Source organism: uncultured Pedobacter sp., assembly GCF_913776295.1.
Taxonomy (GTDB): Bacteria; Bacteroidota; Bacteroidia; order Sphingobacteriales; family Sphingobacteriaceae; genus Pedobacter.
This window is the reverse complement of sequence record NZ_CAJYOJ010000009.1, coordinates 24,006-47,726: the sequence shown is the minus strand read 5'-3', so window position 1 is coordinate 47,726 and position 23,721 is coordinate 24,006. Positions and strand designations below refer to the sequence as shown.

Sequence of the window (23,721 nt, the reverse complement as noted above, 5' to 3'; positions counted from 1 at the left end):
CGCTTCGTTAATCCTTTCATTATATTTGGCAAAAAATTAAAAGATGATAGCACACCACGTTTTATTCTGGCTAAAAGCCGATACCACCGATGAGCAGAAAGTTGCTTTTCGCAACAGCTTACAAACATTGGAAAACATTGAAGTAGTTAAAACTTTTCATCTCGGCGTGCCGGCACCTATTGAACGTTCGGTTGTAGACACCACCTACACCTTCAGCCTGCTTTTATTATTCGAAGATCTGGCAGCGCACGATGTTTATCAGGTTCATCCACTGCACAAGGCTTTCTTAGATGAATTTAGGCGTTATTTTGAAAAGGTCGTTATTTACGACGCCGAATAAACCACATGCCTTCGATAATCTTTAGTCATATTGCATTTGTCAATACAAAAAAAATGCCTCCGGTTACCACAATAAAAGCTAATCAATAAGCCTGTGTATTAAATCCATTTCATTTGATCTATTCAATATCCCACCTACTTCTTTTTGATATATTTATCGGGGAAGATAGGAGTGAGTTTGATTAACTAGTTTATAACTGGTATTATTTTTGGATTTGAGTTAATTAATGTTGCAACCTCGTGTTTTCAATACTTATTTGTAAGTAATTTATGATCCAATAAAACCAAAGTGTTTTTGAATGCGTAAATGCTTCAAAACGCGATCATTATGGAAAAAAAATCTACATTAATTAAAAGAGCATTACTGAATATAAACCAATTGGATAGCATAAGAATTGGCGATTTTTTGTCTGATGAATACGGTAAGTCTGGTAAAGTATGTGAAATCGAAAAGATAAAGCGACATGGTGAATATCACTATTATTTTAAATTATCCAAGTCGGGAACCATATTAATCATTGTCTGATTTATTTTTCTGGCCGTTGGCTATTTGTTTGAATAGGAATGGTATTGAAAATCTCGTCATTCCGTTTCACCGGGTGCTCGCTGCTTTAGGTTTATTTTCAAAAGGCATGCCCGGGTTATGGTGCCCAAATTATTTCTATTTTAATCCTTGCCCTGCTGTTTTATCGAAACCTAGGCACTGTAGTTCGTGGCCATCGCAGACCCACCATTTGCTTTGATTTGTCACACTAGGTACCCGTTGCTGTCAGATTTATCGCTGGAAGTTTCTTTTGGGCATGATCTTAAAAGCATAGCACCGTTGTTATTAAATCCCGGCGCTTTGAAGGTGGTTAATCAGAATGGTTCAGATCATCCACCGGAAAGAACGGCGAGCGGCGCCGACTTTACCAAAAGAAACGGACTGCTCATTTCTCTTAACCAAAAGAAAAAGTATTGTTCGTAAATGAGCGATTTGTAGTTTTTGGCGGCGATTAGCCCCCACCGTTCGCTTTATGGTGTACCGCATGTTGCTGCTGTGAGGTTTTATAACCGAAAGGTTTGCTCTGCGCATGTTGCCAAAAGCATCCAATTTTTCTTACTGCAAATCAATAACGCGTCATAAAAATCAACAATTTATAGAATAGCCAAACATTTGTGAAGTTAAACTTGTATGATATTTAGTTTATTTAATTTATTCAATATCAGCATAGCCGGGTTTTAATTTCTACTGTATATATGGAAAGTTATTCAAAAGTTTTAAGTAATGATCAGCTTTTAGAGGTCCTTTTCCTATCAAAAGATGCAACAGCCATATATACTTCACAGGATATTGTAATTGAAATGGCTAATGATGCCATGATTGATTTTTGGGGTAAAGACCGCTCTATTATAGGCAAACCTCTGGAAGACGCTGTGCCTGAATTAAAAGGGCAGCCTTTTATCAACATGTTAAAAAATGTGTTACTGACAGGAATTACAGATAAAGGTGATGCCATCCCGGCCGAAACGATGAGGGATGGAAAATTACAAACTGCTTACTATACTTACGAATACCGGCCGATTAAGAATGAATCTGGCATTCCATATTGTATTCTTCATACCGCGAGCGATGTTACTGATATGGTTAAAGCCAAAAATGCCATTAAAGAAACTGAATTACAACGCGAAGCACTGGATCAGGAACAGATTTTAATTGGCATTAAGGAAGAACAGCAAAAAAATGATTTCATCAGCATGGTAAGCCATGAACTGAAAACGCCGTTAACTTCCATAAGTGCCTACATACAATTAATGCAAAGCAGAAATTTAACCGATCTTTTTGTTGTCAATACACTGTCGAAGGTACAAAAGCAGATTCGCAAAATGAGTACGTTAATCAGTTCTTTCTTAAATGTATCGCGTTTGGAATCGGGCAAAATCCAATTGAATTTATCACACGTTGACCTTGATAAAGTAATACTTGATGTAGTGGAAGATTTACGGTTGATTTATCCCACCAACCAGATTGATTTTGAAGCAGGGAACCCTAAATTAATTTATGCCGACAAGGATAAAATTGGCTCAGTTATTTCAAATCTAATCAGTAATGCCGTAAAATATTCAGATCTAAATAGCACAGTTTTGGTTCGATCGGCAATTATAGACCATGAGGTACATGTTTCTGTAACCGACAAGGGTATTGGTATACAGGCTCATGATCTGGAAAAACTTTTTGACCGGTTTTATCGTGTAGCCAGTCAACAGACTAAAACCATTTCAGGGTTTGGAATAGGTTTATACCTCAGTGCAGAAATTATAAATCTGCATCAAGGTAAAATCTGGGCAGAAAGCGATTATGGTGTGGGTTCTACCTTCCATTTTTGTGTTCCGCTGGCTTCATAATCCGATAATATTCAAATAAACAACACAATTAAAATGCTCACTTGTTGTTACTAAATGAGCATTTCATCTATAAACCCGGTAAACGGGTCAATCATAAAACATTACCAGGAGGATTCTGAAAAAGCAATAGCTCAGAAAATAGATCAGGTGCACCTGGCGTGGTTAAATTATAAAGAAACTGATTTTCCAACCCGTTCCGGGTTACTGTTGCAGGTTTCGAAACTGTTAGCAGCGCGCAAAGATCAATTAGCCAAATTAATGGCCTTAGAAATGGGGAAACCGTTAAAAGCCGGTGTTGCCGAAATACTTAAATGTGCTTCCGTTTGCGAGTATTATGCTAAAAATGGTGCGGATTTTTTGGCCGATCAGCTCATTACAACAGATGCGACAAAAAGTTATGTGAGTTTTCAGCCTATCGGTGTGGTACTGGCCATTATGCCCTGGAATTTTCCTTTCTGGCAAGTATTCCGTTTTCTTGCTCCAGCGCTGATGGCTGGTAATGCCGGTGTATTAAAACATTCTTCGGGTGTTACAGGCTGTGCACTCGAAATAGAAAAGATCATCGGAGATGCCGGATTTCCTCAGCATATTTTTAAAACGCTGATTTGCAGCAGTAAGGCCATTCCGAAAGTAATCGAAAATCCATATATAAAGGCTATTACACTAACCGGCAGTACCGAAGCTGGTAAGAAAGTAGCTGAACAAGCCGGTAAATTGATTAAGAAAACAGTGTTGGAGCTCGGTGGCAGCGATCCGTATATCATTTTGGAAGATGCAGATTTGGAAAAAACAGCGAAGATATGCGCAGAAGCCAGGTTGATCAATAATGGACAAAGTTGTATTGCGGCGAAACGCTTTATTGTAATTGAGTCGGTAGAAGAAAAGTTTACCCAGCTTTTTAAGGCCGAAATGGAAAGGAAAAAAACCGGAGATCCACTAAAATCGAATACAGACCTTGGTCCGATGGCAAGGGCAGATCTTCGCGACGAATTACATCAACAGGTTTTAAAAAGTATAGAACAGGGTGCGAAATGTATTTTGGGAGGCGAAATTCCGGCTATGGATGGCAACCATGCTTATTATCAGCCCACTATTTTGAGTCATGTAAAGAGCGGCGTGCTCGCATATCATGAAGAGATATTCGGACCGGTAGCAGCCATTATCACGGCAACGGATACCGATGATGCTATCCGTATCGCCAACGATACCAATTTTGGATTAGGGGCGGCCGTTTTCACTGAAAATGCGTTACTGGCAGAAGATATTGCGCGAAACAGACTGGCAGCCGGCTCCTGTTTTGTAAATGAAGGTGTAAAATCAGATGCAGCTTTGCCTTTCGGAGGGATCAATCAGTCTGGATACGGCCGTGAGCTCAGTAAGTTTGGCATTCATGAGTTTGTAAATATTAAAACAGTGTATATTAAATAATAATCTAACCCGATATGAAAGCAGTAAGAATCCATGATTTTGGTGGCCCGGAAGTTTTATCAATTGATGAAATTCCTGTACCTAAACCGGCACCCGATGAAGTATTGATTAAAGTGCATGCAACCAGTGTTAATCCTGTTGACTGGAAAATTAGAGAGGGATTGCGTAAGGATAAATTTCCGGCTAAATTACCATTAACCTTAGGCTGGGATGTTTCTGGTATCCTTGAAGATATCGGTGAAAAAGTGAGCGCCTTTAAAAAAGGAGATGAGGTGTACGGAAGGCCCGATCCTACAAAAAATGGCGCTTATGCCGAATACATTACAGTAAAAGCCAATATCATTAGTGTCAAACCAACCAGCATAGGGCATACTGAGGCAGCCGCTGTACCACTGGCAGGTTTAACAGCATGGCAAGGCTTATTCGATTACGGTTTGCTAAAAGCAGGACAAAAAGTATTAATTCATGCGGCGGCAGGTGGGGTAGGTACTTATGCTGTACAATTTGCGAAATGGAAAGGTGCTTATGTAATCGGTACCGCATCAGCTAACAATGCCGATTTTCTGAAGCGTTTAGGCGCCGATGAGGTGATAGATTATAAAATGGAAGATTTTGAGTCTGTGTTGAACGATGTAGATCTTGTTTTGGATACCATTGGGAAAGAAACACAGCTTAAGTCATTAAATGTGTTAAAAGATGGTGGGAGGGTAGTGACCACTTTAATGCCTGAATTTACCGCTGAAGCAAAGGCTAAAAAAGTTCACCTGATCGGTTTCACGACACAGTCGGTTCCTGCTCAATTATCGGAAATAGCCAATCTGATCGATTCAGGAAAAGTTAAACCTGTTATTGAAAAGGTTTTGCCTTTTACCAGCGCAAAACAAGCGCAAATAGAAAGCGAACAGGGGCATACGCGAGGAAAAATTATATTGCAAGTCATTTAACACGAATTCCCGGGAAGATCTGATATAAGGAGGAGATTTTCAGCGCTTTGCTTAAGGTCTCCTCCGTAAACAAACAAAAGTCTACTGCAGGTAAATATCTGTGCTAAAATCATTTTCTTTTACTTCAGCAGACTGCGGCTGGATAATTACGAACTTAATTACATTAAATTCTGCTTTAACTTTATCTCTCAGCCTGTCAATTGCATTAGTTAAATCCGTGGTATCCAATTCTGCTCTAAAAGTAAGGATAAGTACCAATAATACCTCCTTTGGTGATTGATATTGAGATAAAATGCTGGTTACCGTAATCACATCCTGATCGTTTTCCACCAGATTTTTAATTTTTTGCTGCGTTTCAGGCGTTAAACCTTCGCCCATTAACAGGCTACGGCTTTCTCTTGCTAATATAAACGATACAAAAATTAAAAGGGTACCTACCAAAACCGAAGCCATGCCATCTAAAAAGGGTAAGTTTAAGTTATGGCTCAGCACCATGAAAATAAAAACAATTACTAATCCTAAAACTGCGGCTCCGTCTTCAAAAAGCACCAAAAAGCCAGAGGGGTCTTTACTTTTGATAATGGCTTTCCACCAGGGTAAACCTTTGCGTGTTTTGTTGAATTCTTTGATTGCAATGAGTAATGAGGTACCTTCAAAAATGAAGGATAAACCCAGTACCACATAATTCCATGTGGGATTTCCTAGAACTTCAGGCCGACGGATATGTGCAATGCCTTGCGAAATTGAAACGACACCACCTAAACCAAAAATCATGATGGATACGATAAACGACCAGAAATACAACTCTTTACCATAACCGAACGGGCGTGATTTATCAGGTGGTTTAACACTTCTTTTGAGTCCGTAAAGCAATAAAAGCTGGTTACTGGTATCTACTGTAGAGTGTATACCTTCTGCGATCATCGATGAGCTGTTGGTAAAAGCCCCAGCTATAAATTTGGTTACTGCGATTAATAAATTTGCCGCTAAAGCGCTATATATAGAATTATTGGCTCTTGCCATAAATGAAGAAATGTAATAGATTCATGTCTTAAACCTTTTTAATCTCATTTGGTTTTATAACACATGATGAAGTTGGTGTCAATCCCTATTCCATCCGATGGCTAACTATCGGATGGGAACCACGAAGTGTTCGTGAATAACGACGGGAAAAGGAAAACTTATAAATCATCTTAACTTTATCCCACAACTATCGGATCAAGATGACGTTTTTTTTTAGTTTTTAACCTAAAATCTCATCAATTAACTTAATTTCCTCTTCGTTAAATATAACATTATCCAATGCTCTAATTGAATCCGTGATTTGTTCTGGTTTACTGGCACCTATCAGTACAGTTGTAACCCTATCATCTTTCAATATCCATGATAAAGCCATTTGTGCCAATTTTTGTCCACGCGATTGAGCGAGGTCATTTAATTTGGCAATTATTGCTAATTTCTCAGGGGTGATATGATCTTCTTTCAGAAAAATGCCGCTGGTAGCTACCCTCGAATCAGGTGGAATGCCGTGTAAATATTTATCAGTAAGTAAACCTTGCGCCAATGGGGAGAACGGAATACAGCCCACGCCATTTTGCGCTAAAACATCGAGCAAGCCACCTTCTACCCAACGTTCAAACATCGAATATTTAGGCTGATGGATTAAACAGGGCGTACCATTATCTTTTAAAATCTTAATCGCTTTTTCGGCCTCGGCGGCCTGATAATTTGAGATACCCACATAAAGCGCTTTTCCTTGCTTAACTAAGAGGCTTAAAGCTCCCATAGTTTCCTCTAAAGGTGTTTCAGGATCTGGACGATGGTGGTAGAATATATCTACATAATCCAGTTTCATCCGTTTCAGGCTCTGATCTAAACTGGAAACCAAATACTTTTTCGAACCCCAATCTCCGTACGGTCCATCCCACATGGTATAGCCTGCTTTGCTTGAAATAATCATTTCATCGCGATAGCCCCTAAAATCTTCCTGAAGTATTTTTCCGAAAACTTCTTCGGCTGATCCAGGGGGCGGTCCATAATTATTAGCTAAATCGAAGTGGGTAATTCCATGGTTAAAAGCCGTGTAGATCAGGTTTTTGCTGTTTTCATAAACATTTACATGTCCGAAATTATGCCACAAACCTAGTGATATGGCCGGTAACTTCAATCCACTGTTTCCACAGCGGCGATAGGCCATTTTGTCGTAACGATTGCTTGAAATGCTATGTTTCATATTTGAGTTTCCGTTGCCGCAATAATAATCAGTTTCGGCGGATTTTTATTGATCTTCATTAAGATATTATCATCTTTAATAAGCAATTGGCGAAACATGTTGCTTTAGTGAGATTTAAATCTGATTAAAGGTTCAGCTTTAGTTAGCAGTGAAACATGAATTGCCCTATCATATTCTTTTCCCAAAACTGAAATTAAGGTTATCCTTCCACATTTTGTAATCAGGTTTCTACAAATTGTGTCGTTGCTGGCCTGTTAAGTAAATAATTGCTGTAAATATACGTTTAAGTTCATCTAAATCGTTTTATTTGTAAGATTAATTAATCTGTTATTTTAAATCTAAACCAAATATAATTTATGAAACCACGATTATTGATGAGCCTGAGCGTATTGGCTACCGTAGGATTTGCATCCTGCCAATCCGGGAACCAGAAATCTTCCACAACAGATACTTTAAAAAGTAAATCTGTAGCCGTTGTTAAATTAGCTGCCGATTCTTTTAGAAAGGAAATTGACGGTAGAAAAACAGCATTGTACACTTTGAAAAACAAGAATGGTGCAGAAGCGATTTTTACCAACTATGGCGGTAGGCTGGTTAGTTTATTAATGCCGGATAAAAATGGTAAAATGGTTGATGTAGTGGTGGGTTTTAAAAGCATAGGCGATTATGAAAAATCTACCGAACCTTATTTTGGCGCTACGATTGGTCGTTTTGGTAACCGTATTGCAAAAGGTAAATTCACACTGGAAGGAAAAACATATTCACTTTTTACCAATAACGGACAAAATACCCTGCATGGTGGGAAAAAGGGCTATCAATATGTGGTTTGGGACGCTAGTCAGCCCAATGCCAATACTTTAGTACTTCAGTATCTGTCAAAAGACGGCGATGAAAATTTTCCTGGCAATTTGGATGTTAAGGTAACCTATACCCTGACGGATGATAACGAACTGAAAATGGACTATGAGGCGAAAACAGATCAAACTACGGTGGTAAATTTAACCAATCACGCATTTTTTAATTTAAATGGAGATGGAAGCGGCGAGATTTTGAATCATGAGGTTAAGATTTATGCAGATGAATATACACCTGTTGATTCTACTTTGATTCCGACAGGGAAAATAGAAAAGGTTAAAGGTACACCTTTTGATTTTACCAAGGCAACTACTATAGGTGCACGGATAAACGATAAAAACCAACAATTAACGTTTGGTAAAGGTTATGATCACAATTATGTGCTTAATAATACCAAAGGAATGGGCATGTTTCATGCAGCCACGGTGAAAGGAGACCAGTCGGGCATCATCATGGATATTTATACGCAGGAACCCGGTTTGCAGTTTTATAGCGGAAATTTTATGCAAAGTAAAAACACCTTTAAAAGTGGCGCTAAAGATGATTTCAGGACTGCAATTGCCATGGAAACGCAACACTTTCCTGATTCACCCAATCAGCCCGCTTTTCCATCAACGGTTTTGAAACCAGGCCAGGTGTATAAAACAAGTTCAATATATAAATTTAGCAAATAAGTTATTGCAACCGTATTGTTATGAAATTTAGCTGATGGATACGGCCTGTGGTGAAAGGCCGTATCCTATCTTAAAAAAGTTTCTGTAAAACGGGATCTGTATAATCTTCTATAAAGGCAATGATGTTATGGTAAGCAGAAAATTCTTCTTTGGTGTGCATGGTAGTCAGCACAACACACTTCATTCCGGCATTTTGTGCAGCTTCAACTCCCTTTGGTGCATCTTCAAACACGATACATTGGTTAGCTGCAACACCTAAAATTTCGGCCCCTTTATTAAAGGTTTCCGGATCGGGTTTACTATTCACCACATCTTCGGCACTTACTATGGCCTCAAAATAAGAGCGGATGTGTAAGTTATCGAGCACAAAGTTAATGTTAAAAGGAATGGCTGCTGAGCCAATGGCCATTTGGATACCTGATTGTTTTGCTTTTTCCAAAAAATCATCTAATCCGGCTATTAATGCCAGATGTTTTCGATATGCTGCCTGATATCTGTGTTCTTTTTCAATGGAAATCTGATCAATTTGTTCCTGCGAGAAATGGCCGACACCAAAAACACGCTCCAGCAGATCTTGATTTTTACCATACATCTGTTTTTTAACGGCATCGAAGCTTATACTTGCACCTAAATCCTGTGTAAGTATAGTGTGCCAGGCATGATTATGAAAATCCATATCATTAATCATGGTGCCGTTAAGATCAAAAAGAAAAGCTTTGGTTTTATCGTGTATCATACCGTCAAAATTATCAGATTTTTTCATCATTACGTTAAAACCTGTTAATTCGATAGCAAATAGATAAAATTCAATGCTCAAAACGTACCAAAATCAGCAAATAAAAAAATATAATTTCAAATGTAATTTTTGGCAGTTAAGCTCGTTTTCATCTTTTGGATCATCTTAAGGATTCATCATTTCACGATTAAACCCATAATAACTAACATGACAGATGCCTATAATGAAGGTGATGCGCTTATCAGGTATTTAAATGAGCTGCAGCCCCTGAAAAAAGAAATAACTGATCTGGGGAAGAAAGCAACTTTTAAGATAGCCATGCGTAAAAATGAGATTTTAGCTAACGCCAGCCATATTTGTGAAGATTGTTTGTTCTTTATTGTTAAAGGTTTGGTACGGGCTTTTATATTTGATGAGGGAAGAGATATTACGGCAAGGTTTATAAATGAGCATCACCTGATGGGGACGATCAGAAATCATGGGACAGTAATTCCAACTTACCAGGAACATTATCAGGCATTGGAAGAGTCAGAATTACTGATTCTCCCGTATCGTTTTATTGACGATATGTATGAACAATTTCCCGAAACCAACATTTTAGCCAGAAAGTTGTTGGCTATACATTACCACCTGTCGCAAGAGCGCTCTGTCCTATCACGAATTCCTTCGGCCGAAATTAGGTACAAGCAGTTTAAAACCGGCTATTCCACAATAAATTCTAGAGTTCCGCTAAAATTTTTGGCTAGCTACTTAGGGATGAGGGTCGAAACTTTAAGCAGGATAAGGAAGAAAGAAAAATTACAGGCAAAAGCTTAATCTTTTTTCTTCTTAAAATAAAAATAGCAGAGTGGGTAAAGGCAGATCAATCCGAGCAGGAAGCCGCCAACGGTATCTGTAAACCAATGTGCACCCAGGTAAATTCTGGATGGGGCAATGCTAACCATTAAAAATGCTGAAGTGTAGGTTACTATGTTTCTAGTCAGCTTTGGCACATCTTTCAGTGTATTCATTAAAATGATCAGAAACCCAAAAAATAGTGTGTAGGAGAGTACGTGTCCGCTGGGATAACTTTGAAAACGGTTTACCTCTACCAGCCGTACGTAAAATGCAGTAGGGCGCGGACGGTTAATTACATTTTTTATGCCCAGGATAATTAATCCGGATAATAGAACAGTCGAAATGAATATTCCTTCGCGTTTAAATTGCTGTTGATAAAATACGATTGCCACTATAACGACCGATAGCAAGGAATAGGGGAGTTCGCCAAAAAAGCTGATGGCCAGCATTAATTTATCTAGCCATTCTGTGTGAAACTGCTGAATGAACAAAGAAGTTTTTATGTCAAAATCAAGTATGGGATGTTGTGCGATAAAGAAACTTAAACAGGTAAAAGCAGCAATAAGTAAGGCAAGTATAAAGAGTAGCGTATTTCGTTTCAAAGGCATAGGTATAAGTTGATAAATACCAAAACTATGGATTTTATACCAATAGATGCAAAAAGTTTTGGCTTTTGCCATGACGGTAATTGATAAACAAGAACTGTAAATTTTAATTTAAGTGATACTTAACTGAAAACTTCAAAAAGATTCATCAAGGAAATTGAACGTTTCATCAAGGAAATACACCTATCTATATAATCTATTGGGAGATCTTGAAATGAATTCTAATATTTGGTTCAGATAATAAGGATATCTATGCTTATGAGGTTGGCAGAATTGAATTCTGCCAACTGAAAAAGCTCACCTTTCGGCAATTTATTTCAAATTATACTTTTTGTATTAACGCTTCGGCCCAAGCCCACCTCCTTCAAAATAAGGAGGTGCTTAGGTTGTTACCTTTTGTTTCGTTGTAACAGCATTCTAAACAATTTGCATTTATCAAGGGTTATCATGATCATGGAGCCCAAACCATATCAGGAAGAAGATATTAAAGTTCCCCGCTTTGAAGAAAGCGCTGGTTTTTATACAACTACGCAGCGAAGCAAAAATATGGCGAAAATTAAGGCAAAAAATAGTTTGCCGGAATTAAAATTGCGTCAGGCACTTTGGGCTAAAAATATTAGGTTCAGGATTCATCCTAAAAATTTTCCAGGCAAGCCAGATGTAGTGATCAATAAATACAGGCTGGCCATATTTGTTGATGGCGATTTTTGGCACGGTTACAAATGGGATGAAAGGAAATCTACTATAAAAACAAATTCTGGTTTTTGGATTCCGAAGATTGAGCGGAACATGCAACGCGATAGATATGTTAATCAACAGCTTGAGGCTAAAGGATATACCGTAATGCGGTTTTGGGAACATGATGTGAATGAACATTTAACTGCTTGCATTAATCAGGTTTTCCTTTATATCGAAGCTGCCAAAGCGTCAACGATACCACAACTTGATAATTGATTATTTTACCACAATCTGCTTCGGATCGGTAACTAAAATCTGTTTTCTGCCTTTGAAATCCGAAACCACTCCGGTAACACAGATATTATTTCCCATAAACATACTAGCCGGCTCAGAGGGGAATTTACGCTCATCTTCTTTATTGATCACAATAGTAATTAGCTCTTTTGGGTATGCACCTCCCAAATTAATTAGCGTTAATTTATCTAAAGCTTTTGTGCTGTACACAGAATCGCAGATGGATACGTTCTTACCGATATATTGAGCCACATCTTTGGTTAATACCATTGTTTGGCTCTTAGCATAAAGTGCCGTGGCAATTAGCAAAATAAGTAAGGATAAATTCTTCATAGAAGGGAAGATTTAATGGGTGCATTTGCACATACATTAGTGATGCCTTTCAAAGTTAAGGTGAATTTGATTAAAATCAATAACTAAAGCCAAAGAAGCATAAATATTACATTGGTCAGTTTTTTGCCAGCTTTAGGTTGCCGGTTCCTCAATCTTGTTTTTATATCATAATATGTAACAGGCTTCGCTTGCTCTTGCGTTTGTTTTTTCCTTATTGGAACAGGGAGTAGGGCAAATCAGGTTTAAGGATCTGAGGTTGCTGTTTGGTGCTTTGTTGTTTTTGTTTTTAAAATTGCCGATTGGTTATCGGGTAATTTTTGTGTGTATCCAGTTAATATCCGTAATTTGGTTTTTAAATTTGTATAAGGCAAATCCCCGCACTGATGAAAACAAAATTGTTCTCCTTTATATTTTTTCTCGTATTTGTAATTCAGTTATATACAGAATATACCAATCATATTCAGCTGCGTTTTGTTAAGCTATTAATTGCAGCTGTACTGTTAATATGGCTTTATGTTGGCACAAATTTAAGAGGACGTTTTCACAAGCGGATTTTTACAGGATTAATTTTTGCGTGGATTGGCGATATCCTGCTGATGTTTCAAAATGACAAAACAAGTTTTTTTGTTTATGGATTAATAGCCTTTGTAGTTTGCCACATTTTTTACATCAGGGCATTTACGCTTGATCATAAATCAAATCCTAATCATAAAACACCTTATTTTTTATGGGTTGTAGGCGCCTTTGCCATTTTTTGTTCAGGTTTGTTCTTCTACTTACAGCCTAAATTAGGGCCCATGCAGTTTCCTGTTTTAATGTATGCCATTATCGTTACCGTTATGGCTATTATGGCTTTCAATCGCTATGGTAAGGTAAATATTTTCAGCTTCAAACTCATTTTTTATGGAGCATTATTTTTCTTGCTTTCAGATAGCATTCTGGCTATTAATAAGTTTGCTCAACCTATTCCACAGGGTGGAGCTTTAGTGATGGCAACCTATATGATTGCACAGTATCTAATGGTGTATGGAACAATTTCGCGGCAGTTGGTGGTGACCAGAACGGAAGTTTAAGATAGGTATTGAGTGATATATGTATTAATCAAGTGCTTTTCTCCAGCTTTTTTGGAACTGTTTGGCTTTTCTGAAAGGTGATTTATTATTAGGAGCGCAAGGCTTGTGCAGCATAAAAAGGATCTTCCTGTTTTTCGCTTGTACGCTTCGCTTCCTCGTGCCTCGTTGCTGCAGGGTACCGCTTCAACCAGGGCTAAATAGCCCATGAGGTATTTCATCTGTAGCTGCAGCAGGTAGCAGAAACCTTTGTTACTAAACCCCCGCCTGCAACGGGCAAGCGATAAAGCGGAATAGCCCGGATTCCAATTCCATGGGGGAGGACTATAAGCGATAGCGGGACCAAAAGTCTCTAAGAACCACGAACGCTCATTTCCTGCTATAATTAAACCGTGAAAGAAATATAAAAATCATATAGGCTTATATTTTCTACAAGTCTTATATGGTAAATCAGCTGATTTTTTTGGGGCAAAAAACATTTAATTTGTGGGATTGCAGGTTACGCAACCCTTGTTTCTACCCCCCCGCCTGCAAGGTGCAAGCGATAAAGCGGAATAACCCGGAGCGCAGGGGGATTATCTGGATATCAGTCATAATTCGGCATAAGTCACTCATTTTCAGATGTTAATATTCAATGTTATCGTTTTAGCTATTTTTTTGTATCACATCAATGAACACAAAAAAATTACCTTAATTCTTTTCTTTATCCAAAATTGTAAAAGTTTGCACCAGCCGCTCTCCATTCTCATCAACCAGGGTTAAGGTATGTTTACCAGGCGGCGGACTGATGGCCAATTGATGAAAATTGGTGGTAGTGCTTACGTATTCATTATCAATGTGCCAGTATATTTTAATACCTGGATTTCGGTGTGCGGCATTGATCACAATTTTACCTCTTGATCCATCCAGTTCTAATGGGATGTAAACGATCGCATTATTTTTAGGGTAAATAACTTCCATAACGGTATTTCCGCCCGAAAGGTTGCAGCCAGCTTTAAAAGGGGGAAGCGATTTATAGTCGCTATTTTTGATTTTGTAATAATATTCCATAGCTGGTGGTAAAATAAACCAGTTTTTATGTTGCATTTGTGTTGGACTTTCACATTGGTCTGTAACCCGGTAATTACCAGTTTTGTCTAAATGAACCAATTTGTGAAAAGGACAAACCGCTGTTTTTTCTCCGGCAACAGGAACGAGTTCTTGCATTATCTCGGTGCAATATTCTCCTGCTTTGTAGCCGCTTTGTTTACATATCTGAAGTTTTTTAAGTTTGGTGGTGGGTATTTCAAACCATTTACCACTGGGTAATAACCTAAAAATATCAAAGAGCACCGGTGCAGCCGCTTCTATTCCTACCAGTCCCGGCCTGCCTTCACCGTCAGCGTTACCTACCCAAACGCATACTACATAATCAGGTGTTAGGCCTATGGCCCAGGCATCGCGGAAACCGAAACTGGTACCCGTTTTCCATGCTACCCTTTGTGAGGAAGAAAATTGTTCCCACAACCCTTCATCACCAGGGCGCATTACCTCTTCCATGGCATTAAAGGTTGCCCATATGGCGCCATGGTCTAAGAATGAATTGCGCTGATAGTCTTTTTCTTCTTTAGCTTGATGAGTAAAGTAAGTTGCCGGTTTATAATCCTGTGGATTGTAAAGTCCCTTATAGGTGTTAAAGTGGTTCAAGGTGCGCACCATACCCATATAGGTATTGGCCAGATCCCACATCGTAACTTCGCTGCCACCTAAAATTAATGATAAGCCATAATGATCTGCAGGCTGATTCAATGTGCCTATCCCCAATTTTTTTAATTTATCGTAAAATCGTTCATATTTATATTGCTGCAACATTTTCACTGCGGGGATGTTTAAGGAACGGCTCAGTGCTTTATCGGCAGCAATAGCACCATCATAGCCCAGATCATAATTTTGTGGGGAGTAACCCGCTATTTGAGTAGGGATATCTGGAATTAAGGTATGCGGCAATATAAAGCCATCATTCATCATACTCGCGTAAAGTATCGGCTTTAAGGTGCTACCTGGGCTTCGCGGTGCCTTGATCATATCCACATGGCTTTGCAATCCGGTATTTTCCGGCTGATAGATGTTGCCTACATAACTTACCACCTGGCCGGTCCTGGTATCGAGTATCAACGCCGCAATGTTGTTAATGTCATTTGCCCGATAACGGTTCTGATATCTTTTTAACAGGGCATTAACTTTTAGTTGTATGTTTTCATCCAATGTAGATGTAATTCTGGTAGAAGGGATTTGAAGATTCCCTCGTTCCGCTTTAAAACGGTTTAACAGGTGTGGGGCATTTTGGGGCAGGGGCATAGGCTTGCCTGGAACAGGTTCCAGTTTGGATAAATTGGCTGTGGCCTGATCGATGTATTTTAACTCGGCCAGCTTATCCAACAGATCATTTCTTTTTTTGACAAGTCTGGATGAATTTTTTCCGGGATGAACCAGCGACGGACTATTGGGAAGAACGGCCAAAGTGGCCATCTCACCCCACGAAAGCGTTTTAGCGTCACGACCATAATATCGCCAACTTGCCGCTTCCAAGCCTACTACATTACTTCCAAATGGTGCATTGGCTGCGTACAGACCTATAATTTCTGCTTTCGAATATTTTATTTCCAAACGGAAAGCTAAAATTACTTCCAAAAATTTTTGCCAAATGGTTCGGTCTTTTTTTCGGGATAAACGGATGACCTGCATCGTTAATGTACTGCCACCGCTTACCACACTTTTTGCCCGCCAGTTTTGTCGCATGGCCCGGCTCATGGCCAATACATCTACACCAAAATGCTTATAAAATCTTTTATCTTCGAAAGCAATAATGCAATCCTTAAATTTTACTGGGACACTGTCTGCCACAGGGAATCGCCACTGCCCGTCGCTGGCAATTGCAGCGCTTAGTAAATGGCCATTGCTGGCCTCAATAACATAAGAGGTAGGCGTCTGGAAAAGTTTTGACGGTAATGAAAAGAGAAAAGCCAAAAGCAATGCAAAACAGATAACATCAGTAAGGAGGAAAGCTTTCGGGAGTTTGTTCATTTAATTTGAAATATAAAATTCGGCCAGTGAAGATACGGAGCGGAACTTATTTTTTAGTATTTGTTCATTATGGTGCGGATCCTCAAGCAGGTTTTTAGCATTTAATAAGCACATTATTTTGAGATATCTTGTTTCAGATCTCAAACATCGCCATGGTCCTTGTCTCTATCCTAGTCGTAGCGTCTCGCTACGACATGTTTTTTTTATTTTCATTCAATAATGATAACCTCAACCTGTCCTTTTCTAATTTGATGATAATCGCCTGCGCTACTGTTAAGCCAATCTTCTTCATTTTCTACGTATCCAGCTTTGACGGGATTTTGGTGTATATAATTTAAGCGCTGATCTAAAATTACATTATTATCTAGTTCTATTGGATGGTTATGTTGTTGCCAAAATTGAAAGTCCTTATTTCTTTCATTTTTACTTCCTGATTTTTTCATCATTTCCAGCATCCACAACTTTCGACTTTCAGTATTGCTATTTTTTATGGCCTTCCTGATATGCCTAGAAGTAAAGCTTTTGAAATCTCTTACAATACCAGATAGCGTTTCCTTTTTGGTTCCAATAATGAGGTGAATATGATTTGTCATAATACAATATGCATATAGATCTAATGCTTTTTCCTTTTGGCAAAATGTTAAACTATCATAAATAATATCTGCATATTCTTGTCTTGTAAACACATCAATCCAATCAACAACAGTGAAGGTCACAAAATAAAGTTTAGAATTATCGTGAAATTTATACTTTCTTCCCATCTATAATATACGATTAAGTCTTAGCGAGACGCTACGACCAATAACGGTGAATAATGATAGTCTCTTTTTTTAGTCGCCAGGGTTCGTGTCTCCACGAACCATTAGCAAGATCCTATTTCACCACCTGTACCCATTTTCCAGGCTCAGTGGCCGATATATCGTTGTTATACATGGCTTCACATTGAACGGCCGATAAATAGTATTTGCCCAGGTAAGAAGCATTGAGCAATACCTTATACACCAGACTTTCGCCTTCCCGTATATTAAAATAGGTAAAAACGCGATCATCCCTAATGTCCTGATAGGTAAAAGGCGATGAAGCTAAGATACTCTGATTATCATTTACACGGGTATTGATAATTTCCCATCCAGAAGGGAAAATCTGGGTTAGTGCCATTTGTTCGTAGTATCCCATCCTACCTGGATTTTTAACGGTAACTTCAGCATAAAAATCTGTTCCTTGTTTAAGCGTAGCAGGATCCAGAATTTTTCCATTTAAACGTTTGTAGGTCACGCTCATATCCAAAACATCAGGACGGTTAGGTAAGAAATTATTCTGACCAGCAACCGGTTGTCCTTCTAAAACCAAACGAACAAAAAGCACATTATTTCCATTATTAGTAACCGAAGCCGTATTTCCTTTAAAAGTTACCGGTGTGCTATTGAGATATTGATTTGAATTTACAGGTGCAGATTTTCCGTCTAGTACATATTGATATTGCAGCTTATTAGCCGATTGGTTAGCACCACAGAATTTAGCGATAGCCAACAAACTATAAGCGGTGGTTTGTGTGCTGTACCAGGTGTTTTCGCCCAATTTGGCTGCCAATGGCTGCAGTAAGCCGGCGGCTTTTGCTTTCTGACCAAGTAGGGTTAACGTTTCTAAAATCATAGCTTCGTCACGCACATCAGAACCATACGTTCCACCAAGTTGTTTGTATGGCTGAATGGTAGCATCCAAACCTCTGATCATATTTTGAGCCACGTCATTTTGGCCAGCCAGTTTATAAGCTGCTGCCAGGCGCCACTTCGCCGCTACAGATAAATATTGGAAGGCTTTTAAACGGTTCATGGCAGCCATTTCCGGTTTTTTAGCCAGTGCCAGCATGTACAAGCGATAGGCCTGCGATAAATCGCCGCCATAAAAATTATTGCTGTTTGGTGCCCAGTTTGTGGCTTTCGATTTTTGAAAGCGCAATAACTCGTCTAAAAGACCAACTGGCAAGGTGTAACCAGCATTCTGAGCCTCTATTAAAAAATGACCAGCGTAATTACTGCCCCACTCATCAGATGAGCCTTCTCCAGGCCAGTAAGATAAACCACCATCAGGAGTTTGGAAACCTTTGAGCCTGTTTATCCCAGCTTTGATATTTTTTTCTGTTTTAGCTTTCTGTTGTTCGTTCAGCGGACTCAACCGATCTAAAAATAACTGAGGGAATATGCCCGATGTAGTTTGTTCGATACAGCCATGCGGATATTGAATCAGGTAACTCAATCTTTTGCCCAGGTTAATTGCCGGGATAGAAGAGACCTCCAGCGAACCAGAGTTGGTACCCGTCATTCCGATCGGTAAATAGTTCATAGTCCATTTGGTATGAGGCTGAACGGTTGCAGAAACTACATTAGTTATGTAGGGGTTTGGATTTCTAATATCCATTTCTACATCATAAGCTGTTTTTTCGGCTCCGCTTTGTGCAATCACTTTCACTTTGGCAATACCTACGGTATTGGGTGCTTTAACCTCAAAATAGGCCATTTGTTCGCCGGTTTGCTTGTAGTAAAGTTGTTGCTTGCTGGTACCCTGAACAATTAAATTACTTGCCTGCAGTTGTACCGATACATTTTTAAGGTTTTTCTCTGTAGCAAATACGGTTACCGGTAAGGTAAAACTTTCACCCGGGCCAATAACCCTCGGCAGGGTGGCCAAAACCATTAAAGGCTTTTTAACCTGGACCGATTTTTCTGCAAAACCATATGCCGCATCCTGTCCGGCAACTACCATAGCCCTTACCGCACCAATATACTGTGGTAATTTAAATTTGTGTGTTTTACTTTCGCCTTTACCAATCGTGAATGGTCCCATAAATTTGACTACAGCTTTAAAACGGTTAGCTTTTGCCGGATTTAAATTTTTGTTGATGCTGCCATCACCGCCAATACTTAAAATTCGTTCTAAATTTCCACCCCATGCACCCAGTACGTAGTCAAATAAATCCCATGTTTTAACGCCTAAACCTTCGCGGGCGTAAAATGCAGCATGCGGATCTGGGGTTTTAAACCGGGTTAAATCAAGTAAACCTTCATCAACCAGGGCGATGGTGTAAGTCATGGCTTTGCCGTTCTGTTCGCCTACCGTGATGGTGTTTTCAGTTTCCGGTTTAATTTTATCGGCCATTTTAATGGTCGGTTTTAATATGGTTTGCGGATCTTCTATAGAAAGCGGGATAGCCCCATACATCCTGATTGGCAAATCGTTAACGGTTTGTGCGTGCGGTTGCAGTAACGTAATGTTCGCAAAAACATTAGGTGCCATCTCTTTCTCCGCCTTGAATTTAAATTGTGTCTGGCCTGCTTTCGTATCTACCCAGAACGTTTTTAATACGCGGCTGCCATTTTCAATCGAAATGAGTGCTCTTCCATTTTTACCCGTAGGTATGGTTAAGGTAATATCTTCTCCAACAGTGAATTTTTCTTTGTTAGCTGTAAAAGATAACATAGAGGCCTCTGTTGGATTACTGCCCTGTTCACGTTGTGCCCAACCCGGCCAATCGATATAAACCGACTTTCCTGTAACATGCCCGCCGTTTGCATCACGTACCAGAATTAAATAACGTCCCCATTCCGGTTCATCAACGCGCAAATTCCAGCTTCCTTTTCCGTTAAGTAAATTTACCTGATGACTTTCAATTAATTTATTGTACTGATTTTGGGTGAAATTTGCATACGTATATTGGTCATCCTGTTCCCACCACCAGCGCCATTGGGTTTTATATAATTCTACCGTAACGGTTTTGGTACCATTCAATAATTTACCGTCGGTATTTACATTTACAATTTCCACCTTGTGTTCTTTTCCGGTAACCAGCATACCACTTAATCGGTCGCCTTTTTCGGTACGGATACCTAAATAACTGTTGTACACGTGATAAGGAATACTAAAATTATCAATACTGAAATTACCTCCAGGTTCGAAAACCTTAGTGGTGAAATTCGCCCTCAACACACCAGGCGCAGTATTGTTCTCATTAAGGTTGGTATTAATCTGAGCGGTACCATTCTGGTTTAAAGTACCTTCAAAAATAGTTTTAACCTGCGATTCGAAATTAACCGTGGGGTTATCGAAACTAAAACCTTCAAAACCTTTGAACTTGGTTTCGGTGGTATTTAAGTTTACATCCACCTTAGCCTTTAAATTCTGCGCAACAGCACCAAACAGCCACCTCGCCGATAGGGTAGCGGAAGAAGTGCCTGCACTTAAATATGTTCTGTTACCAATGTTGAAATCAATTTTCAGGCGGTTTGGCATTACCGTTTCAATTTTTAGGGTTTTGCTAAAAGTAGCACCTCCGGCTTTAACTTTGGCCATCCAGTTACCTGTTGGCGCAGTGTTTTCTGTCGCGGTTTTAAAGGTATAAAACCCATTTAAAGGCTTGCCATTTATTAGTCTCTTATAAAGTTGACCTTTAGGGTTATAAAGCTCCATGGTTACCGGATAATTGGCCGGAAGTTTTTTAAGTTTATCTTCCAGAACGAAAGAAACAAATACACTATCACCTGGCCTCCAGACGCCGCGTTCTCCGTAAATAAAGCCTTTTAATCCACTTTGTACAACATCGCCGCCCACATCAAATCTGCTTAATGGCAATGAGCTGCCATCGTCTAATTTTAGGTAGCCACGTTCCGATCCATTTTTAGCAATCAATAAAAATGGCTGGCGTTTCAGGTCGAACCTGGCAAAACCATCGCCATCAGTTTTGGTGGTAAAAATGATCTGTTTCTGGTAATCCATTAATTCGAGGTTTACACTACTTAACGGTTTGGCCGTTAACAGATCGGTTGCCACAATCAGCATGCTGTTATCATTACCGCGTTTGGCCACCAAACCTATATTTGAAGCAATTAAGTTTCTGCTGGCCCAGCGCTGGCTGGTATAAAAGGATGATGTACAAGGATTGTCTTTATCATTCCACCTGTAATTAGAAGGGTAATAATTGTTGTAACGCTGCCAGAAATCATCATCCTCATCTATTTTCTCACCATAACCTTCGTAGTCATCGTATTCGCTTTCTTCATCAGTACCATTGGCCTTATCTTCCCCGGCTTTACAATTGAAGGCATTATATTCCTGCCTGAATGCAATAGTAACCCTGTACATGGCTCCGGGTTCCGTACGGATCATCTTATCAAGATCAAGTGTAAAACGGTTCTTTTTATGAAGGTTAAGCGCTTTATCTTCATCCAGGCGTACCGTTTTTTGCAGAATAGGTTTGGCCACCCGGCGTAGTTCGTTACCATCTTTGTAACTATTGGTCTGGAAAAACTGCGGAATGTTGTTTTCGTATATTTTAATCACCGTAACATCAACAGCTTTTAGATTAATCGCTTCAAAAGGTAAAACCAGCTTTCCGGAGTTCGGTAAAATGGTACCGGCACCCGCAATGGTCACCGCTGGTAGTTTATCTTCAAAAACAAGATTGGCCATTTTGCCATCAGACAGTTTTTTCCCATTGATATTCTCCACCCCGGTATTTACTTTAAGCGCATAATTGCCCTTCAGTTCTTCTGGTGCATAAACTTTAACCTGACTGGCATCAATAGTATACCGCAGATCGCTCAGATTGCCCAGGGTAATCATACCGGTTAAATCCTGTCCCACACCAATCGGTTCAGAAAACTGTACCAATGCATAATCTTCTTCTCCCTGAATAGCTTTCATATCCAGAATTTCAAATTTGTTTATTGCCGGAACGCGAACTTCTACTTCACCTTTTTGATCTGCATCAATGGCATCACCATCCCATTCTATTTTTAACGTCTGATCGCTGCCGGTCTTTTTGATGCTATCTACAGTAAATTTCGAACTGTTTTTCGCCGGATCATGTTGCCATTTAATGTTTAGTTTCTGATTAAAATCCAGTGAAAGTGTTTTTTCTATTTTACTCGTTTCTTCCACATCAGCAGTGGCTATTTCACCGCTGAGTTTCATATAATCCAATGACGTATTATTTTGAGAGACCAATCCGTTTTGAGTGAGCATCAGCCCCGGTGTAATCACTTTAAATTCGAAATCAAAATCTTCCAGACCTTTTTCTGTAGCAGAAACTTCCGAAAGTTTAAAGGTAGCCTCATAATGTTTACCTGGTTTAAGGTTTTCATCAGGTCTGAACTCAACCGTTTGCGGATCTATCCAATAGGTTTTTCCGGAGATGGAAGGGGAGAAGTCAAAAAGCTCGCGCGTCTCTGCTTTGCCCAGATCCTGCATGCCTGTTGCAGCATTAGCCAGGTGTACACGGATGAAACTTTTTTTAGAGATGGTACCAGAAGTATAAGCTTCAATGTATTTCGCGTAAGCCTGGTTTTCTTCGTTGCTTTTCTTTTTTCTATTGAAATAGATCAATGCAATTGCAGCTATTGAAACAGCAAGCAAGCCGATAAAAATAAATTTCCTTTTGGATGATGATTGGTAGGTAGATGGTTGTTCCATGTATGAAATTCGTTAAGATAAATGAGATATAATCCTGCGTTTCGAGCAATTGCTATGCCGTAATTATTCCTGTTTTTACTGAAAGACCATATTTCATCAGAAAATTAACTAAAATCAATGCTTAATGAAATAATGTTGAAAATTATAACGAATATGTTGCTCATTTAAGGGCTTTTGGATAAGTTTACAACATCAACTTTAAATGACCAGATATGATCAGGAAACTTCTAATTTTCTCATGTTTATTAATTTCTACAACTATTTGTTTTGCACAGGACACAATCGCAGAAAAAGAAGTTGACAAAGCGGTAGACAAACTTATTGGCTTAATGGTTAATCCCGATAGCTTGGGTTTGGATAAATTGTTACTTCATAATTTAAGTTATGGCCACTCCAGTGGGAAGGTACAAACTAAGCATGAATTTATGCATTCGCTGCTTTCCGGTGAATCTGATTTTGTTGGCGATATTATTTTAGGCGACCCAAAAATAATTATTCAGGGAAATACAGCTTTGGTCAGACATAAGCTAATGGCACAAACCAATGATAAAGGTGTTAGAGGGAATGTAAATCTATACATTCTTTTAATCTGGAGTAAAGAAAAAGATGGGTGGAAGTTGCTTGGCAGACAGGCGGTTAAGGTACCTTAAAATAGTTTGGAGTTTTCAGTTTGAAGTTTTCAGTTCTGGGCGCAGAACAATCCAGGTAGTTGAAACGCGTTAGTTCGTTCGAAGTATTGTTTTGGCGTTATGAGTTCTGTGCGCAGAACAATTCAGAATGTT

Annotated in this window: 18 protein-coding genes; 10 read left to right on the top strand and 8 right to left on the bottom strand. The window is 39.1% G+C overall.

Annotated features, from left to right (window positions below):
• Positions 1–43: 43 nt before the first annotated feature.
• The 5 genes from QZ738_RS01610 to QZ738_RS01590 all read left to right on the top strand — a co-directional run bounded on the left by QZ738_RS01610 (position 44) and on the right by QZ738_RS01590 (position 5,096).
• Positions 44–340 carry a Dabb family protein gene (locus QZ738_RS01610; RefSeq protein WP_293783545.1) on the top strand — a complete coding sequence of 99 codons (297 nt, stop codon included), beginning with the start codon at positions 44–46 and terminating at the stop codon, positions 338–340.
• A gap of 762 nt (positions 341–1,102) precedes the next feature.
• Entirely contained in the window at positions 1,103–1,306 is a 204-nt protein-coding gene (locus QZ738_RS01605) for a hypothetical protein (protein ID WP_293783542.1), read from the top strand.
• A 272-nt stretch (positions 1,307–1,578) separates the two neighbouring features.
• Positions 1,579–2,724, top strand: a complete 1,146-nt coding sequence (locus tag QZ738_RS01600; RefSeq protein ID WP_293783539.1) for a PAS domain-containing sensor histidine kinase — start codon at positions 1,579–1,581, stop codon at positions 2,722–2,724.
• A gap of 54 nt (positions 2,725–2,778) precedes the next feature.
• Positions 2,779–4,152 carry an NAD-dependent succinate-semialdehyde dehydrogenase gene (locus QZ738_RS01595; RefSeq protein WP_293783536.1) on the top strand — a complete coding sequence of 458 codons (1,374 nt, stop codon included), beginning with the start codon at positions 2,779–2,781 and terminating at the stop codon, positions 4,150–4,152.
• A gap of 14 nt (positions 4,153–4,166) precedes the next feature.
• Positions 4,167–5,096: an NADP-dependent oxidoreductase gene (locus tag QZ738_RS01590; protein WP_293783533.1), complete on the top strand. Its 930-nt coding sequence runs from the start codon at positions 4,167–4,169 to the stop codon at positions 5,094–5,096.
• Positions 5,097–5,177: 81 nt separating this feature from the next.
• Here QZ738_RS01590 and QZ738_RS01585 read toward each other — a convergent pair whose 3' ends face one another.
• Both QZ738_RS01585 and mgrA read right to left on the bottom strand, forming a co-directional pair.
• On the bottom strand, positions 5,178–6,119 hold the full coding sequence (locus tag QZ738_RS01585; RefSeq protein WP_293783530.1) for a cation diffusion facilitator family transporter: 942 nt from the start codon (positions 6,117–6,119) through the stop codon (positions 5,178–5,180).
• Positions 6,120–6,339: 220 nt separating this feature from the next.
• On the bottom strand, positions 6,340–7,329 hold the full coding sequence (mgrA, locus tag QZ738_RS01580) for an L-glyceraldehyde 3-phosphate reductase (RefSeq protein WP_293783527.1): 990 nt from the start codon (positions 7,327–7,329) through the stop codon (positions 6,340–6,342).
• A 356-nt stretch (positions 7,330–7,685) separates the two neighbouring features.
• Between mgrA and QZ738_RS01575 the strand changes: the two genes are divergently transcribed.
• The gene (locus tag QZ738_RS01575) at positions 7,686–8,858 is read left to right on the top strand and encodes an aldose epimerase family protein (protein WP_293783524.1); all 1,173 of its coding nucleotides are present in this window, start codon (positions 7,686–7,688) and stop codon (positions 8,856–8,858) included.
• 70 nt (positions 8,859–8,928) lie between these two features.
• Here the strand turns inward: QZ738_RS01575 and QZ738_RS01570 are convergent, their stop codons facing one another.
• Positions 8,929–9,621 (bottom strand): HAD family phosphatase, encoded by a 693-nt coding sequence (locus tag QZ738_RS01570; RefSeq protein WP_293783572.1) that lies wholly within the window; start codon positions 9,619–9,621, stop codon positions 8,929–8,931.
• A gap of 180 nt (positions 9,622–9,801) precedes the next feature.
• Between QZ738_RS01570 and QZ738_RS01565 the strand changes: the two genes are divergently transcribed.
• Positions 9,802–10,410, top strand: a complete 609-nt coding sequence (locus tag QZ738_RS01565) for a Crp/Fnr family transcriptional regulator (RefSeq protein ID WP_293783521.1) — start codon at positions 9,802–9,804, stop codon at positions 10,408–10,410.
• Here the strand turns inward: QZ738_RS01565 and QZ738_RS01560 are convergent.
• The gene (locus QZ738_RS01560; protein ID WP_293783518.1) at positions 10,407–11,111 is read right to left on the bottom strand and encodes a phosphatase PAP2 family protein; all 705 of its coding nucleotides are present in this window, start codon (positions 11,109–11,111) and stop codon (positions 10,407–10,409) included. The two genes, QZ738_RS01565 and QZ738_RS01560, sit on opposite strands and share 4 nt — an antisense overlap.
• Positions 11,112–11,489: 378 nt before the next feature.
• On the opposite strand from QZ738_RS01560, the gene QZ738_RS01555 reads away from it, so the two are divergent.
• Positions 11,490–11,990, top strand: a complete 501-nt coding sequence (locus QZ738_RS01555; RefSeq protein WP_293783515.1) for a very short patch repair endonuclease — start codon at positions 11,490–11,492, stop codon at positions 11,988–11,990.
• On the opposite strand, the gene QZ738_RS01550 is transcribed toward QZ738_RS01555, so the two are convergent.
• Positions 11,991–12,341, bottom strand: coding sequence for a hypothetical protein (locus QZ738_RS01550; RefSeq protein ID WP_293783512.1), 351 nt, complete (start codon positions 12,339–12,341; stop codon positions 11,991–11,993).
• Positions 12,342–12,724: 383 nt separating this feature from the next.
• Between QZ738_RS01550 and QZ738_RS01545 the strand changes: the two genes are divergently transcribed.
• The gene (locus tag QZ738_RS01545) at positions 12,725–13,414 is read left to right on the top strand and encodes a lysoplasmalogenase (protein WP_293783509.1); all 690 of its coding nucleotides are present in this window, start codon (positions 12,725–12,727) and stop codon (positions 13,412–13,414) included.
• 687 nt (positions 13,415–14,101) lie between these two features.
• Here the strand turns inward: QZ738_RS01545 and pbpC are convergent.
• The 3 genes from pbpC to QZ738_RS01530 form a co-directional block, all read right to left on the bottom strand.
• Positions 14,102–16,474 carry a penicillin-binding protein 1C gene (pbpC, locus tag QZ738_RS01540; protein WP_293783507.1) on the bottom strand — a complete coding sequence of 791 codons (2,373 nt, stop codon included), beginning with the start codon at positions 16,472–16,474 and terminating at the stop codon, positions 14,102–14,104.
• Between the two features lie 209 nt (positions 16,475–16,683).
• Positions 16,684–17,235, bottom strand: a complete 552-nt coding sequence (locus QZ738_RS01535; RefSeq protein ID WP_293783502.1) for a transposase — start codon at positions 17,233–17,235, stop codon at positions 16,684–16,686.
• A gap of 112 nt (positions 17,236–17,347) precedes the next feature.
• Complete coding sequence (locus QZ738_RS01530; RefSeq protein WP_293783499.1) at positions 17,348–22,939, bottom strand: alpha-2-macroglobulin; 5,592 nt, start codon at positions 22,937–22,939, stop codon at positions 17,348–17,350.
• A gap of 212 nt (positions 22,940–23,151) precedes the next feature.
• On the opposite strand from QZ738_RS01530, the gene QZ738_RS01525 reads away from it, so the two are divergent.
• Positions 23,152–23,589, top strand: a complete 438-nt coding sequence (locus tag QZ738_RS01525; RefSeq protein ID WP_293783496.1) for a nuclear transport factor 2 family protein — start codon at positions 23,152–23,154, stop codon at positions 23,587–23,589.
• The last annotated feature ends 132 nt before the right edge of the window (positions 23,590–23,721 follow it).

Excerpts from the sequence above, each read along its gene's own strand:
- QZ738_RS01610 (WP_293783545.1), top strand. The coding sequence starts at position 44 with ATGATAGCACACCACGTTTTATTCTGGCTAAAAGCCGATACCACCGAT.
- QZ738_RS01600 (WP_293783539.1), top strand. The coding sequence starts at position 1,579 with ATGGAAAGTTATTCAAAAGTTTTAAGTAATGATCAGCTTTTAGAGGTC.
- QZ738_RS01595 (WP_293783536.1), top strand. The coding sequence starts at position 2,779 with ATGAGCATTTCATCTATAAACCCGGTAAACGGGTCAATCATAAAACAT.
- QZ738_RS01590 (WP_293783533.1), top strand. The coding sequence starts at position 4,167 with ATGAAAGCAGTAAGAATCCATGATTTTGGTGGCCCGGAAGTTTTATCA.
- QZ738_RS01585 (WP_293783530.1), bottom strand. The coding sequence starts at position 6,119 with ATGGCAAGAGCCAATAATTCTATATATAGCGCTTTAGCGGCAAATTTA.
- mgrA (WP_293783527.1), bottom strand. The coding sequence starts at position 7,329 with ATGAAACATAGCATTTCAAGCAATCGTTACGACAAAATGGCCTATCGC.
- QZ738_RS01575 (WP_293783524.1), top strand. The coding sequence starts at position 7,686 with ATGAAACCACGATTATTGATGAGCCTGAGCGTATTGGCTACCGTAGGA.
- QZ738_RS01570 (WP_293783572.1), bottom strand. The coding sequence starts at position 9,621 with ATGAAAAAATCTGATAATTTTGACGGTATGATACACGATAAAACCAAA.
- QZ738_RS01565 (WP_293783521.1), top strand. The coding sequence starts at position 9,802 with ATGACAGATGCCTATAATGAAGGTGATGCGCTTATCAGGTATTTAAAT.
- QZ738_RS01560 (WP_293783518.1), bottom strand. The coding sequence starts at position 11,111 with ATGGCAAAAGCCAAAACTTTTTGCATCTATTGGTATAAAATCCATAGT.
- QZ738_RS01555 (WP_293783515.1), top strand. The coding sequence starts at position 11,490 with ATGGAGCCCAAACCATATCAGGAAGAAGATATTAAAGTTCCCCGCTTT.
- QZ738_RS01550 (WP_293783512.1), bottom strand. The coding sequence starts at position 12,341 with ATGAAGAATTTATCCTTACTTATTTTGCTAATTGCCACGGCACTTTAT.
- QZ738_RS01545 (WP_293783509.1), top strand. The coding sequence starts at position 12,725 with ATGAAAACAAAATTGTTCTCCTTTATATTTTTTCTCGTATTTGTAATT.
- pbpC (WP_293783507.1), bottom strand. The coding sequence starts at position 16,474 with ATGAACAAACTCCCGAAAGCTTTCCTCCTTACTGATGTTATCTGTTTT.
- QZ738_RS01535 (WP_293783502.1), bottom strand. The coding sequence starts at position 17,235 with ATGGGAAGAAAGTATAAATTTCACGATAATTCTAAACTTTATTTTGTG.
- QZ738_RS01530 (WP_293783499.1), bottom strand. The coding sequence starts at position 22,939 with ATGGAACAACCATCTACCTACCAATCATCATCCAAAAGGAAATTTATT.
- QZ738_RS01525 (WP_293783496.1), top strand. The coding sequence starts at position 23,152 with ATGATCAGGAAACTTCTAATTTTCTCATGTTTATTAATTTCTACAACT.